General features: G+C 75.7%; 10 protein-coding genes. 5 read left to right on the top strand and 5 right to left on the bottom strand.

Translation table 11 applies throughout. The annotated features are described in order from the left end of the window. A partial coding sequence (locus KVS67_RS02615; protein ID WP_217564737.1) for an integrase core domain-containing protein occupies window positions 1-597 on the top strand: 597 nt, incomplete at its 5' end. A 9-nt stretch (window positions 598-606) separates the two neighbouring features. Next, window positions 607-1713 (top strand): macrolide 2'-phosphotransferase, encoded by a 1107-nt coding sequence (locus KVS67_RS02610; RefSeq protein ID WP_036339271.1) that lies wholly within the window; start codon window positions 607-609, stop codon window positions 1711-1713. Here the strand turns inward: KVS67_RS02610 and KVS67_RS02605 are convergent. From KVS67_RS02605 to KVS67_RS02595, 3 genes are read right to left on the bottom strand one after another with little or no spacing between them, the layout of a single operon-like run. Continuing rightward, window positions 1688-5218, bottom strand: a complete 3531-nt coding sequence (locus tag KVS67_RS02605; protein ID WP_036339269.1) for an ATP-dependent DNA helicase — start codon at window positions 5216-5218, stop codon at window positions 1688-1690. The genes KVS67_RS02610 and KVS67_RS02605 overlap by 26 nt on opposite strands. Next, the gene (locus KVS67_RS02600) at window positions 5206-8646 is read right to left on the bottom strand and encodes an ATP-dependent DNA helicase (RefSeq protein WP_036339266.1); all 3441 of its coding nucleotides are present in this window, start codon (window positions 8644-8646) and stop codon (window positions 5206-5208) included. Before KVS67_RS02600 ends, KVS67_RS02605 begins: the two co-directional genes overlap by 13 nt. After that, window positions 8643-9053, bottom strand: a complete 411-nt coding sequence (locus tag KVS67_RS02595; RefSeq protein WP_036314337.1) for an MGMT family protein — start codon at window positions 9051-9053, stop codon at window positions 8643-8645. Before KVS67_RS02595 ends, KVS67_RS02600 begins: the two co-directional genes overlap by 4 nt. Before the next feature lie 44 nt (window positions 9054-9097). Here KVS67_RS02595 and KVS67_RS02590 point away from each other — a divergent pair, with 44 nt between their 5' ends. Continuing rightward, window positions 9098-9784, top strand: a complete 687-nt coding sequence (locus KVS67_RS02590) for a 3'-5' exonuclease (RefSeq protein WP_036339262.1) — start codon at window positions 9098-9100, stop codon at window positions 9782-9784. Between the two features lie 28 nt (window positions 9785-9812). Here the strand turns inward: KVS67_RS02590 and hemL are convergent, their stop codons facing one another. Continuing rightward, window positions 9813-11150, bottom strand: coding sequence for a glutamate-1-semialdehyde 2,1-aminomutase (hemL, locus tag KVS67_RS02585; protein WP_063189543.1), 1338 nt, complete (start codon window positions 11148-11150; stop codon window positions 9813-9815). After that, entirely contained in the window at window positions 11150-12136 is a 987-nt protein-coding gene (hemB, locus tag KVS67_RS02580) for a porphobilinogen synthase (protein WP_063189545.1), read from the bottom strand. The genes hemL and hemB overlap by 1 nt, the downstream gene beginning before the upstream one ends. A gap of 107 nt (window positions 12137-12243) precedes the next feature. On the opposite strand from hemB, the gene brnQ reads away from it, so the two are divergent. Continuing rightward, entirely contained in the window at window positions 12244-13638 is a 1395-nt protein-coding gene (brnQ, locus tag KVS67_RS02575) for a branched-chain amino acid transport system II carrier protein (RefSeq protein WP_063189547.1), read from the top strand. Window positions 13639-13648: 10 nt separating this feature from the next. Further along, window positions 13649-14713, top strand: coding sequence for an NYN domain-containing protein (locus KVS67_RS02570; protein ID WP_041103338.1), 1065 nt, complete (start codon window positions 13649-13651; stop codon window positions 14711-14713). Window positions 14714-14765 lie beyond the last annotated feature (52 nt).

The raw sequence follows: 14765 nt of genomic DNA, 5'->3' as shown, positions 1-14765 counted from the left end.
ACCGCGAGAGGGCCGGGGCACATGGTGCACCTGGATGTGAAGAAGATCGGGAAGATCCCAGACGGGGGCGGCTGGCGTGCTCACGGACGTGACAGTGAAGCAGGCCGTGCTTCCAAGCGCGGGCCTGGCCGGCGGGTCGGCTACACCTATCTGCACTCGGCGATCGACGGGTTCACCCGGCTGGCCTACACCGAGGCGTTGGAGGACGAGCGGGCGGCCACGACCGTGAGCTTCTACTGCCGGGCGAGGGCGTTCTTCGCCGCGCACGGCATCACCGTGGACCGGGTGATCACGGACAACGGAAACAACTACCGGGCCGTGGACTTCACCGCGAAGGTGGTCTCGCTCGGGGGCCGGCACCACCGGATCCGCCCCTACACCCCGCGCCATAACGGGAAGGTGGAGAGGTACAACCGGCTGATGGTGGACGAGGTCCTCTACGCCCGCCCGTACTCCTCAGAGCAAGCTCGGCGTGAGGCCCTGGCGGTGTGGGTGAACCACTACAACTACCATCGGCCTCATACCTCCTGCGGAGACGCTCCTCCGGCCTCACTGGCACCGACCCGAGTCAACAACGTCATGCCCTCCTACACCTAGGCTGGAGGGGTGGATCGTCAGCCCCTTCGTCTCGCAGCCCTGGCCGCCGCGGCCGTCCCCGGCCTCGCCCCCGTCTCCGTGGAGGCGAGCCCGGACGACCCCGCGGACTTCTCGACCGCCGTCGTCGTGGACGGTGAGGGCCAGCGGTGGCGTGTCCGCTCGCCCCGCACCCCGGAGGCGGGCATCCGTCTCGAGACGGAGCTGCAGGTGCTGGCGGGCCTGACCCCGGCGGTGCGCGCCGGCCTGCCGTTCCGCACGCCCTCCGTGGCGGGCGCGGTGCGGCTCGAGGGGCTGCGCACCTTCGTCTACCAGGACATGCCCGGGCGTCCCGTCACCCTGGACGAGCTGGCCCGGCTCGGCGAGCCCGCGGTGCAGGACGTGGGCCGTGTGCTGGCCGCGATCCACACGCTGCCCTCGGACGTCGTGGACCACGCGGACCTGCCCTCCTACACGGCGGAGCAGATCCGGCAGCGCCACCTCCACGCCCTCGACCAGGCGGCCACCTCCGGCCGCGTGCCACCCCTGCTGCTGCGCCGCTGGGAGGAGGCCATGGAGGAGGAGGCCCTGTGGCGGTTCACCCCGGTGCCCGTGCACGGTGACCTGCACGAGGACAACCTGCTCCTCGAGCGCGGCCGCGTGGTGGGCGTGACGGGCTGGACGGACCTGCACGTGGGCGACCCCGCCGGCGACGTCGCCTGGCTGGCCGCCGCCACGGACCCGGACCTGGCCGACCGCGTCCTCGACGCCTACGCGGCCCGGCGGGCCGACGCGGGGGCCGCCGACGACGGCGACGCCCACCTGATGCGCCGTGCGGCGCTGCTCGCCGAGTTCGCCCTCTCCCAGTGGCTCACGCGGGGCCTGGACCGGCACGACGAGGGGATGGTCGCCGAGGCGGAGGCCATGCTGGCCGAGCTCGAGGGCGACGTGCGCGCCGCGCAGGAGGCGGCCGCGCGCCAGGCGGAGGCCGACGCGGCCGCCGACGCCGCCGAGGACGCCCGGGATGCGGCGGAGGACGCCCGGGAGGCCGCGGCCGTGAGGAGCGCGGACCCGGAGACGGGGTCGCTGCCCGCCGTCGAGGTGGTGCGGCCGATCAACGGCGGGCCAGGGCGTCCGTGATGTGACGCTCGAGCTCCTCCTCCCCCGGCAGGTCCGGGAAGGAGCGCTCCTGCCCGTGGGCCACGTACACGAAGCTGGCCCCGATCCGTTCCAGCGGGATCCCGTGCAGCCGTGACCAGGCGAGCCGGTAGACGGCCAGCTGCAGCGACTTGAGCTCGAGGTCGCGGCCCCGCGGCACGGCGCCGGTCTTCCAGTCGACGAGCTCCCAGTCGGCCTCGGGGTCGAAGGGCAGGCGGGGGTCCCCGCCGGAGCGGTAGATCGCGTCGACCCGGCCGCGCAGCGTGATCCCGCCGACCGTCGTCTCGACCGGGGCCTCGACGAAGGCCGGGGTGCGCTCCGCCCAGCGCGAGGAGCGGAACCACTCCTGCATCGGGCCGAGGTCGAGGGCCTCGTCGACCCACAGGTCCGCGGCGTCCTCGGCCGAGCCGATGTCCAGCATGCCGGTGGCCCCGAAGCGCTCCTCGAGCCACGCGTGGAACGCCGTGCCGCGTCGCGCCGCGTGCGCGGGCGGCCGGGGCAGGGGCCGGCGCAGCTGCTCGGCCACGGCCTGCGGGTCGGCGGCGAGCTCGCCGTAGAGGGACACGGAGACGTGCTCGGGCAGGGCGGTCTCCCCGCCCGTCCCGGCGACGTCCCGGCGGCGCAGCAGCACCCAGTCCACCTGGCGGGCCAGCTCCGGGTCGTCCCCGAGCGCCGCCGGGTCCGCGGCGTGCACGGCCGCGGCGGCCGCCTCCACCCCGTGCCGGCGGGCCCGGGAGCGGTGCGGCAGCGGCTGCCAGCGTTCCTCGTCCTCGGGGTCCTCCGGGTCGGCGACGAAGGCCTCCGGGCCGTCGAGCGGGTCGAAGGGCCAGCGGGCGACCAGCGTCCGGGCCGCGGCGGGGTTGGCCTCGGGCAGGTCGTCCTCGGCGGGGGCGGGGCCGAGCGCGACGCCGGGCACCTCCCCCGCCAGACCGGCCACCTCCTCGAGGAAGGCCGAGGCCGGCAGGGGCTCCTTGTTGACTCCCTTGAACAGGGAGGTGCTCAGCCACAGGGCGGATCGCGCGCGCGTGTACGCGACGTAGGCCAGGCGCCGCTCCTCGCGCTCGGCGTGGGCGGCCACGGCCACGGCATAGGGGTCCGGGTTGCCCTCCTGGGCCGCCTTGGAGCTGTACTTGGTGCCGGCCGACTGGACCCAGTCCCGCTGGTCCTGGGCCCACGAGCCGTCCCACTGCGGCAGCGACGCGCGGTCCCCGCGCAGGGGCCACGGCAGCGCGCCGGCCCCGGGGCTGGTCCAGCGGTCCGCCCGCGTGGACGGGAACGTGCCCTCCTGCAGGCCGGGGACCGCGACGACGTCCCACTCGAGCCCCTTCGAGGCGTGCGCGGTGAGCACCTGGACCAGGCCGGGGGTGGGTTCGGCGTTCTCGACGCCGAGGCCGTCCTCGTGCTCGAGGACGGACTCCGTCCAGGCCAGGAACGCCGTCAGGTCCGTCGCCGTGGTGCCGGCGCCGAAGTCGCGGGCCGCGTCCTGGAACGCGTTCAAGTGCCGCCGGGCCGCGGCCGCGGAGACGCCGGGCCGCAGGGCCACCTCGACGTCCAACCCCGTCTCACGGATCACCTCCGCGATGAGGTCGGCCGGGTCCTCCCCGGTGCGCGTGGAGAGCCGGCGCAGCTCGGCGTTGACGGCCCTCAGCCGGGCCAGGCCCTCGGGTGAGAAGCCGCGGCCGCGGGAGCCGACCCAGTCCGTCCCCTCCCCGGGCAGGGAGTCGAGGGCCTCCAGCAGGGCGGCGGCGTCGGCGTCCTCCTCGGGGCTCACGTCCCGGTCCGGGGCCGCGTCCGGGGCAGCCCCGGCGGGGTCCTCCCGCCCACCGGCGGCCCGCTGGGCCCGCAGCCGCGAGACGAACCGGGCGCGCTCCTGGAGCACCTCGAGGTCGGCCACACCGATGCGCCAGCGCGGGCCGGTGAGCAGGCGGACGAGCTGGTCGCTGCGCGTGGGGTCGGCCAGCACGTGGAGGACGGCGAGCACCTCGGCGACCTCCGGCAGCGCCAGCAGCCCGGAGAGCCCGAGCACCTCGTAGGGCAGGCCGGCGGCGTCGAGCGCGTCCAGCACGGGGCCGAACTGGGCGCGGGTGCGGCACAGGACGGCGCGGCTCGGGGTGGTCCCCCCAGGCCCGGACCCGGTGAGGGCGCCGAGGCGGGCGACGACGTCGGCGGCCTCCTCCTCCGCGGTGACGAACCGGTCCACCCGGACGACGCCCTCCCCCGCGCCCGGTCGGGGTCGCAGGGTGCGCACCTCCACCGGCGCGCCGCCCGCCGCGGCGGCGTGGGCGTTCAGCGGCGCGGCGACGGCGTTGGCGACCGCCAGGATCGACTCCTCGTTGCGCCACGCGATCGTCAGGTGCGAGACGTCCGCGTTCACACGCCGCGGGGCGCCGCCGGGACCGGTCTCCAGCCGGGGGAAGGCGTGCGGGAAGGCGAAGAGCTGTCCGGCGGAGGCGCCGCGGAAGCCGTAGATCGACTGGTGGGGGTCGCCCACCGCGGTGACGCAGTGCCCCAGCCCGGGCGCGTCGTCCTCGGGGCCGCGCGGGCCGAACAGCCCGGCGAAGATCCGCATCTGGGCGTGGGAGGTGTCCTGGAACTCGTCCAGCAGCACCACGGGGAACCGCGCGCGCTCCTGCTCGCCGGCCGCCGGCACCTCGACGGCGATGCGCGCCGCGTGGCGCAGCAGGTCGCCGAAGTCCATGACGTCCTGCTCGCGCTTGACCTCGTCGTAGCGGGCCACGAGGTCCGCCATGAGGGCGCGGTCCGCCAGGCCGGTCAGGAACTCCTGGATCTCCTTCGAGGGGGTCTTGGCGCGCGGGGGCAGCGGCAGGGCGCTCCCCTGCTCGGCCAGCCGGGCCAGGAACCCGCGCACCTCGTCCGCGGTCACCAGGTGCTCGGCCATGTCCCCGGCCAGCCGCAGGGCCTGTGTGATGAGCCGGGACGGGGCCACGCCGAGGGTGTCCGCGACCACCGGATGCGAACGCACGACGGCGCCCATGAGCCGGTGGGCGTCCGCGCCCCCCAGCAGCCGCGCCTCCGGTTCCACGCCGATCCGCAGGCCGTGGTCCCTGACGAGCGCGCCCGCGTAGGAGTGGTACGTGGACACCGAGGCGCGGCCCAGGTCCTCGGGCTCGCCGTCGAAGCCGGGGATCTCGAGGCCGGAGCGCAGCAGGGCGTCCACGCGCCCGTTGATCCGCTCGGCGAGCTCACCGGCCGCCTTCCGGGTGAACGTGACGCCGAGGACCTCGTCCGGGCGCACGAGACCGTTGGCCACGAGCCAGACCACCCGGTCGGCCATGGTGGAGGTCTTGCCGGAGCCCGCGCCGGCCAGCACCAGGCGCGGAGTGAGCGGGGCGGTGACCACCTCGGCCTGCTCCTCCGTGGGCGGGGGCAGCCGCAGCCGCGCCGCGATGTCCTCCGGCGAGTGGACCGCGTCCTCGACGCGCGGACGATCGGTCGGGGCGGCGGGATCGCCGGTCAGCGGGGCCATTCGGTGACCTGCCTTCCTTCGGAGCAGAGCGGACAGACGGAGGGCAGCGCGCACCGACGGGCGCCGGCCTCGTGGAGGGCGAGGAAGCGCGGCCCCGTGGTGCGGCGGGCCGCCGTGAACACCTGCTCGAGCGCCCAGGTGTCCTCGTCCTCGAGGGCCGGCTGGTCCTGCACCTTGGTCTTCTGGGTGCCGGCGCCGAGCTGGACGAGGGCCGCGCCGGCCGGCGTCGTGGGCCGCTCCAGCCCGGCGAGCGCGGCGCGCAGGGCGGGGTCGGTGGCGGGGTCGTCCCGGACCTGCTCCAGACCACCGGCGCGGACGGCCACCTGGTAGGCGGCCAGCTGGGGCTGGCGCGCCATCTCCGCACCGGTGGGCGCGCTGCGGCCGGTCTTGAGGTCGGCGATGAAGGGTCGGCCCTGCGCGTCCGCCTCGAGCCGGTCCACGACGCCGGTGATCCGGACGGTGGTCCCGCCCCACGTCAGGTCCGCGAGGAGCCGCACCTCCTGGGCCACGGGCCGACGCCCGGCCGCCCGGGCGATGCTCCAGTAGCCGATGTAGGCGTCCACCAGGCCACGGGCCCGGTCGTGCTCGATCTCCGTGATCCAGCCCTCCGGCAGGCCGAGTTCGGGCAGGCGGCGTTCCAGCTCGGCACGCACGTCCTCGGGCACGCCCTCGGGATGGTGCTCGGCCACCGAGTGCACGAGCGTGCCCACGGACTGGGCGAGGGTCCCGCCCGCGTTCGCGCCGACGTGGTACAGCACCCAGTCCAACGGATTGCGCAGGGCCGTCTCCACGCGGGAGGGCGAGAGCGCGACGACCTCGCGCTCCGGGTCGACGAGCGCGGCCTCGGTGGACAGCGGCAGCAGGCCCCACCAGCGTCGGGGGTCCGCGACGCCCACGCCGTCCGCGGCGAGGACCGCCAGGCCGGCGGCCGCCGCCGCCCGGGGTGTCGCCCCGTCGGCCGCGTCCGCCTCGTCCCCGGCCTCCAGGACGCGGCGCAGCCGGCCGACGAGCGCGGGCGCCGTGATCGGGTCGGGGACCGCGGTGAGCCGCCGGACGCCGGCGGCGTCGCGCGCCTCGGCGGGCAGCCGTTCGGGCGGGTCCACCAGGTCGAGGAAGTCGGAGGGTCCCTCATCCGGCGAGCGCACGGCCGTGGCGACCACCTGGCGCCGTGCCCGGGAGACGGCGGCCGCGAGCATGCGCAGCTCGTCCTGACGGACTTCGCGCAGCCGGGTGCGGTGGTCCGTGGGCCACGGGGCGTCCGCGGGCAGGGTCACGAGGTCCACGAGGTCGGTGGCCCCGAGCAGCTGGCCGCGCAGCCGGGTGTTCGGCCACACGCCCTCCTGCAGGCCCACGACGATCACCGTGTCCCACTCCTGGCCGGCCGCCGCGGCGGGGGTGCGCACGTGCACGGCGTCGCCGGACTCGGCCCGGCGGGCCAGGGTGTCCACGGGCAGGTCCTGGGACTCCATGTAGACGGCGAACGACTCGGGCGACGCGCCCGGGAACTGGTCCACGAAGCGCTCGGCCACCTTGAACAGGGCGACGACGGCGTCGAGATCCGCGTCCGCACGGCGGGACTCGCGGCGGTCGTTCGCATGCTCGGCGGGCCGCAGCGCGAGCGAACGCCACCGCTCGGCCCGACCGGAGGCGGACCACAGCGCCCACAGCACGGTCTCGGGCGAGGCCGAGGGGGCGCGGGCGGCCTCGAGGCCGTCCCGGAGCATCCAGTGGACGCGGCGCAGGGCGCGGTGCCGCTCGTGCTCGGGGCCGGCCAGGCTCGGGTCCAGGAGGGCCGCGGCGAGCAGCGCGTCCGAGGTGCGCCGGCCGCCCCGGCCCCGCTCGGCGGCCAGCAGATCCTGGCGCAGCCGCCGCACGTGCAGCGCGCTGGCCATCCCGTACCGGCCGGTGAGCAGTCCCACCACCTCGTCCGGATCGAGCACGTCCTCGACCCGGGCCTCCGGATCCTCCGCGAGCGCCCCCGCCGCGTCCAGCAGCGTGAGCAGGGGCGCGACGGCGGGCTCCTCCTTCAGCACGAGCCCGGCGGCGTCCCGCAGCACAGGGACGCCCTCGGCCTCCAGGTGACGGGCGAGCGCGGCCACACGGGAGCCGGAGCGGGCGACCACGAGGATCCGGTCCAGGGGCACCCCGTCCTCGTGGTGGACCCGCAGCACCCGTTCGAGGACGAGCTGGTCCTCGTGGGCGCGGGTGGGCACGACGTGCGCCCGGACGGCGCCGTCGCCGTCCGCCGGGACGGTCTCGGTGCGGGTCCGCTCGACGGCGGCGGTGCGCTGGCGGACCCGCCGGGCCACCCGCAGATAGGCGTCCTGGACCTCGGCGCGCATGCGGTGCCCGCGCGTCAGCACCCGGACGCGTCCGTCCGGGGACGCGGGCCCGGCCGCCCCGGGCACGGGATCGGCGTCGAGGACCCCGGGGTACCGGGCGAGGAGGTCGGGCCGGGCGCCGCGGAAGCCCTCCACGGTGGTGTCCGGCGACGCGGTGAGCAGCACGTCCCGCCCGCGGCCGAGCACGCTGAGCAGGTCGTGCACGGCGGGGGTGGCCTCGTGGAGGTCCTCGACCACGAGCACGGCCAGGCGGTCCCGCTCCTCCGCCACGAACGCCCGCGCCGCGGCATCGCGCTCCGGGTCCTGCGGATGCCGCTCGGTGAGCACGCGGACGGCGGCGGACAGCAGCCCGGCGGCGTCGAACGCCTCGGCCATGCCCAGGTCGATCCGGTCCCGGTAGTCCTGCAGCAGCACGGCCGCGGCCTCCCACTCGGGGCGCCCGTGGGCAGTGCCGAGCTCCTGCAGGCGGCCCGGCTCGAGGCCGAGCTCGCTCATGCGGTCCACGAGCTCGCGGACCTCACGGCGGAATCCCCTCGCCTCCACGGCGGGGGCGACGTCGGCCGGCCAGTCCGGCGCGGCGGCGAGGCCGGCGGCGTAGCCCTCGAGCAGCTCGGCGATCACCGTGTCCTGCTCGGCGCCGGTGAGCAGCCGGGGGGCGACCTCCAGATGCCTCAGCGGACCCGTGACGCGGGCGCGGCGCAGCAGGTCGAACGCGTAGGAGGACCAGGTCCGCACGGGAGTGACGGCCCGGGTGCCCCGACCGGCGGCGGCGAGCCGGCGGGTCAGGGCGTCGCGCAGCCGCGCCGCCGCGTCCCGGCTCGGGGCCAGCAGCAGGAGGGACTCGGGGTCCAGCCCCGCCTCGATCCGGCGGGCCGCGTACTCGACCGCCACGGTGGTGCGACCCGTGCCGGGGGCGCCCAGCACGAGCACGGGGCCGTGCCCGGGGGCGAGCGAGGCGATCGCCTCCTGCTCGTCCGTCAGCGTGATCCGGTCCTCGGGCGCGGCGGCCATGCGCACCAGCCGGGCGGCCCGTTCCGGCGCCGCCGCGTCGTCGTCGAAGGGGTCCACCCCGTGTTCCCTGGTCATGGCCTCATCCTCGCACCGGGCCCGGACACGATACGGTCGGCGATCGCACGGATCGCCCGCGCGGCGCCGTCGTCGGGCTCCCAGCGGGCCCGGGGCAGGTCCACGCGCCCGGCCGGGGTGCGGGGCATGGCCTCCCGCTCGTGCTCGACGGCGGCCCGCGCGGCCAGCTCCGGAGGCAGCGAGCCGTCGGCCCGGACCACCCGCCACCACGGCGTGCCGGGGCTCGATTCGGCCATCGCCCGGCCGGCCTGCCGCGGACCGCCGACCCCCAGCAGGCCGGCCAGCCCCCCGTAGCTGACGGCGCGTCCGGGCGGGACCAGACGGGCGAGCGCCTCGAGCCCCTCGCCGAGGGTGAGCGGTCCGTCGTCGCGGTGGCGGGCGCCGGGGAGCACAGGGTGATCGGTCACGACCCCATCCTGTCGTGTCCGCCGCTCCGGGTAGCGTGAGGCGCGTGACTTGGCATGAGAGCATCCGCGCCGGCTTCGACCTCGAGACCACCGGACGTGATCCGCGCACCGCGCTGATCGTGACCGCCACCCTGGTGATGGTGGACGAGCAGGGCCGCGCCGCGTCGTCGGCCGAGTGGCTTGTGGACCCGGGCGTGCCCATCCCGGCCGAGGCGGCCGAGGTCCACGGCGTCACCACGGAGCGGGCGCAGGCGGAGGGCATGCCCGCCGCGCAGGGTGTCACGGAGATCACCGAGACCCTGCGGGACCTGTTCGCCGCGGGCATCCCCGTGGTGGCGTTCAACGGCGTGTACGACTTCACGGTGATGGACCGGGAGGCGCGCCGCCACGGGCTGACGCCGCTCGAGGCCCGCCCCGTGATCGACCCGTTCGTGCTGGACAAGCAGGTGGACCGGTTCCGCAAGGGCAAGCGCACGCTCTCCGCGGTGTCCGAGCACTACGGGGTGACCCTGGAGAACGCGCACACCTCCGCGGCGGACGCCCTCGCCGCCGTCCAGGTGGCCGACGCCCTGGCCGCCCAGTACGAGCAGCTGCGCGTCGCGCCGGCGGACCTGCACGAGCGGCAGGTCCGCTGGAAGGCCGAGCAGGCGCAGAGCTTCGAGCAGTACCTGCGACGCAAGGACCCGCAGGCCACCGTCTCGCGCCACTGGCCGGTCGAGGCCGAGCGCTGAGCGCCCGGCCCCGACCCGCACCCGGGTCTCAGCCCTGGGGCGTCGCCGCCGCGGCCGCCTTCGCCGCGGCCGGCAGCGCGTCGAGCACCCGGGTGACCGCCGCGTCGTCGTGGGCGGCGGAGACGAACCAGGCCTCGAACACGGACGGCGGCAGGTACACGCCGGAGGCCAGCATCGACTGGAAGAACGGGGCGTAGCGGAAGACCTCCTGGCCCTGGGCGTCCCGGTAGTCCCGCACGCCGGTGCCGGAGGTGCCGAACGCCAGGGAGAACAGGGTGCCGGCCCGCTGGATCGAGTGGTCCACGCCCTCGGCGTCGAGCGCGGCCACGAGGCCCTCGCGCACGGCGTCCGAGGCGCGCGTCACGGCCGCGTAGACGGCCTCGTCGGCGCGGGAGAGCGTGGCGTGGCCGGCGGCCATGGCCACCGGATTCCCGGAGAGGGTGCCGGCCTGGTACACGGGGCCGAGCGGGGCCAGGTGGTCCATGATCTCGGCGGAGCCGCCCAGGGCGGCCGCGGGCATGCCGCCGCCGATCACCTTGCCGAAGCACCAGATGTCCGGGGTCCAGCCCTCGGGCTGTCCGGACAGGCCCCAGCCGCCCGTGGCGGTGGCGCGGAAGCCGGTGAGCACCTCGTCCCAGATCAGCAGCGCGCCGTGGCGGCGGGTGATCTCGCGCAGGAACGCGTTGAAGCCCTCGGCGGGCTCCACGACGCCCATGTTGCAGGGCACGGCCTCCGTGATGAGCGCGGCGATGCGCTCATCGTGCTCGGCGAACACGGCCTCGACGGCGGCGCGGTCGTTGTAGTCCACCACGAGGGTCTCGGAGGCGGCGGCCTCGGTGACGCCCGCGGAGCCGGGCAGGGCGGCGGTCGCCACGCCCGAGCCGGCCGCGGCCAGCAGGCCGTCCGAGTGGCCGTGGTAGCAGCCGGCGAACTTCACGATCAGGTTGCGGCCGGTCACGCCGCGGGCCAGGCGCAGGGCCGTCATGGTGGCCTCGGTGCCGGTGGACACGAAGCGCACGCGCTCGACCGGGACCTTGGAGGCGATCAGCTCGGCCAGCGCGGTCTCCTCCAACGTGGAGGTGCCGAAGCCGAGGCCGCGGTCCACGGCGGCGTGGACGGCCTCGACGACCTCGGGGTGCTGGTGGCCCAGCAGCATGGGGCCCCACGAGCAGACCAGGTCCACGTACTCGTTGCCCTCGACGTCGGTCAGGTACGGGCCGCGTGCGCCGGCCATGAACCGGGGCGTGCCGCCCACCGAGCCGAAGGCGCGCACGGGCGAGTCGACGCCGCCGGGGATGACGGCCTGGGCCGCGGCGAAGGCGGCGGCGTTGGTGGTCGGCTGGGACGCGTTCGGGGTGGTCGTCATCAGAGCGAGTCCTCCTGGATCCAGCGGGCCAGCTCGGCGGCCCAGTAGGTCAGCACGGTGTCGGCGCCGGCGCGCCGGATGGAGAGCACGGACTCGATGATCGCGGCCTTCCGGTCGATCCAGCCGTTGGCCGCGGCGGCCTCGATCATCGCGTACTCCCCCGAGATCTGGTAAGCGGAGACGGGCACGTCCGCCATGTCCGCCACGTCGCGCACGATGTCCAGGTAGCTCATGGCGGGCTTGACCATGACCATGTCCGCACCCTCCTCGAGGTCGAGGGCGACCTCGAGCAGCCCCTCGGTCCGGTTCGCGGGGTCCATCTGGTAGGTCTTGCGGTCGCCCGTGAGCTGGGAGTCGACGGCGTCGCGGAACGGCCCGTAGAACGCCGAGGAGTACTTCGCGGCGTAGGCGAGGATCGCGGTCTCGTGGTGGCCGGCGCCCTCGAGGGCCTCCCGGATCACGCGGACCTGGCCGTCCATCATCCCGGAGGGGCCGAGCACGTCCGCACCGGCCTCGGCCTGCGCGACGCCCATCCGGGCGTAGATCTCCAGCGTCGCGTCGTTGTCCACGGTGCCCTCGGCGGTGAGCACGCCGCAGTGGCCGTGGTCGGTGAACTCGTCCAGGCACAGGTCGGACATCACGACGAGCCCGTCCCCCACCTCCGCCTTCACGTCCCGGATGGCCCGGTTCAGGACGCCGTCCGGGTCCAGGGCGGCGCTGCCGACGGCGTCGCGCGTGGTCGGCACGCCGAACAGCATGATGCCGCCCAGGCCCAGCTCGGCGGCCTCGGCCGCGGCGGCCTTGAGCGAGTCCGCGGTGTGCTGCACGACGCCCGGCATCGAGGCGATCGGCACGGGCTCGGCGGCGCCCTCCTTGATGAAGGCCGGCAGGATCAGCTCGGCGGGGTGCAGGCGCGTCTCAGCGACGAGGCGGCGCATCGCGGCGGACCGGCGCAGACGCCGGGGACGGTGCAGCGGGAAGGACATGACGGGGTCACACGCTCCTGGTTCGGGGACCCGTCCAGTCTAGGCGCGGAGGCTGACCGCGCGCCGGGTACAGTCATGGCGCCCCGTCCGCCGTCGAGAGGCCCGTGATGCCCCCGCGCCTGCGCCCCGGTCAGACCCTGCTGCTGGCCTCGCTCGTCTTCGGCCTGTTCTTCGGCGCGGGCAACCTGATCTTCCCCGCCGGCCTGGGCCGGGATGCGGGCGCCGCGGTCACGCCGGCCACGCTCGGCTTCCTCGTCACGGCGGTGGGGCTGCCGGTCCTGGGCATCGTCGCCTCGGCGGTGACGGGGGCGCGCTCGGTCCGTGAGATGACGGCGCCCGTCTCCCGGCGCTTCGCCGTGGCGTTCACGTGCCTGCTGTACCTGACGATCGGCCCCCTCTTCGCCATCCCCCGCACCGCCACGGTGTCCTATGAGATCGGTGTCGCGCCCCTGGCGGGCGACGGCGGCCTGCGGCTGCTCGGCTTCACGGCGGCGTTCTTCGCGGTCGCCGCGGTCGCGGCGTTCCGTCCGGGCCGGCTCATGGAGTGGGTGGGGCGGTACCTGACCCCGGCGTTCCTGGTCCTTCTCGGCGCTTTGGTGGCGGCCGCCGTCGTGGCCCCGATGAGCACGGGCGCCCTGCCCTCGCCGACCCCCGCCTACGCCGACGGGGCGCTCGTGCGGGGCCTGCTGGACGGCTACGCCACGATGGACGCGCTCGCCTCGCTCGCCTTCGCGGTCGTGATCGTCGACGCCGCCCGGCGCCTGGGCGTGACGGGCCCGCGCCGCATGGCGGTGGAGCTGGGCAAGGCGGGGCTGCTCGGCGGCGCGGCGATGACGGTGGTCTACGCCTCGCTGGCGTACGTCGGCGCCACGAGCCACGGCGCGTTCGCACAGGCCGCGAACGGCGGCGACGTCCTCGCCCGCACCGCGAGCCACTTCTTCGGCACGGCGGGCGCGTACCTCGACGCGGCCATCGTCTTCGTCGCGTGCCTGAAGACCTGCATCGGACTGATCGTGGCGTGCGCCGAGATGTTCGCGGAGATGTTCCCCGGGTCCTACCGGCTGTGGGCGAGCCTCTTCCTCGTGGTGTCCTTCGCACTCGCCAACCTGGGCCTGGAGGCGATCATCGCCTGGTCCGTCCCGGTGCTGATGTTCCTCTACCCGATCGCCGTCGTCGTCATCCTGCTCGGCCTCGCCTGGGCCTGGGTGCGGGACCGCCCGGCGGTGGCCCGCTGGGTGGTCGCCTGCACGGGGCTCGCCGCCTTCTTCGACCTGCTGGGCGCCCTGCCGGAGGCGCTCGCGACGACGCCGCCCGTCACCGCCCTGACGGGCCTGGCCGGCCGGGTGCTGCCCGGCTACGCGGTCGGCTTCGGCTGGGTGGTCCCGGCGCTCGTCGGGCTGGTCGTCGGCACGGTGGCCGCCGCCTCGCGGACCCGCCCGCGCCGGGGCGAGCGGGAGGCGACCCCGGTCACCGCCGGCCACGGGCGCACCGCCGCCGACTAGGGTGGGACACATGCCCGAACCCACCCCCGCATCCCTGCGCATCGCCGTCCTGATGGACAGCGACAACGTCTCCCCCAAGTTCGCCCCCCTGATCCTCGAGGAGCTCGCCACCTACGGCACCCCCACGATCAAGCGCGCGTACGGCGACTGGACCACGACCAACCTCAACGGCTGGAAGAAGGCGCTGAACCACCACGCGATCCAGCCGGTCCAGCAGTTCGCCTACACCGTGGGCAAGAACTCCTCGGACTCCGCGCTCATCATCGACGCGATGGACCTGCTCTGGATGGGCAACGTGGACGCGTTCGCCCTCGTCTCCTCCGACTCCGACTTCACGCGCCTGGCCACCCGCCTGCGCGAGGGCGGCAAGCGCGTGATCGGCCTGGGCGCCCGCAAGACCCCCGCCTCCCTGCGCAACGCCGTGGACCAGTTCATCTACCTCGAGCTGCTCGGCACCGCCACGGACCACGACGTCGACGACGACGAGACCGGCGAGGACGCCCCCGCCAAGGAGGAGAACGCCAAGGCGTCCGAGGGCTCCGGCCGCTCGGGGTCCCGCCGCGGTGGTCGAGGCCGCGGCCGCGGGTCCAAGACCACCGACGCCGCCGACACCCCCGAGGCCACGGACGCGGACGCCGAGGCCCCCGCTGCCGACGAGGCGCCCGCCGGGGACGCCGCCGCCGGCAAGGACGGGAAGGCCGCGGAGGCGAAGTCCGGGGCCGGTCGGCGGGGCCGCCGTGCGTCGTCGTCGGACGTCACCGAGGACCCGACCCCGCCCGAGGTGCCGGTCGAGGCCGAGCCCGAGCACGACGAGGCCGACGCCGCCCCGCGCATCGACCTGCAGGCCGCGCTCACCAAGGCCGTCAACGCCACGAGCACCGACGACGGCTGGGCCACGCTGTCCCTGATCGGCCAGCACCTGAGCCGCACCCACGTGGACTTCGACCCGCGCGACTTCGGGCACTCCAAGCTCTCCACCCTCGTGGAGGACCAGCCGTACCTGCGCACCCGCACCGAGGGCCGCACCATGGAGGTCTCGCTGGTCCGCCGCCGCAGCCGCCGCGCTGAGGGCTGAGCGGCACGGCCCGTCGTCCCCCGCGGCCGGCGGGCCGGTCCACCGGCCGTTC

Origin of the sequence: Micrococcus sp. GbtcB5, from assembly GCF_019091605.1 — a bacterium.
Taxonomy (GTDB): domain Bacteria; phylum Actinomycetota; class Actinomycetes; order Actinomycetales; family Micrococcaceae; genus Micrococcus; species Micrococcus luteus.
This window is presented reverse-complemented; position numbering and strand designations above follow the sequence as displayed.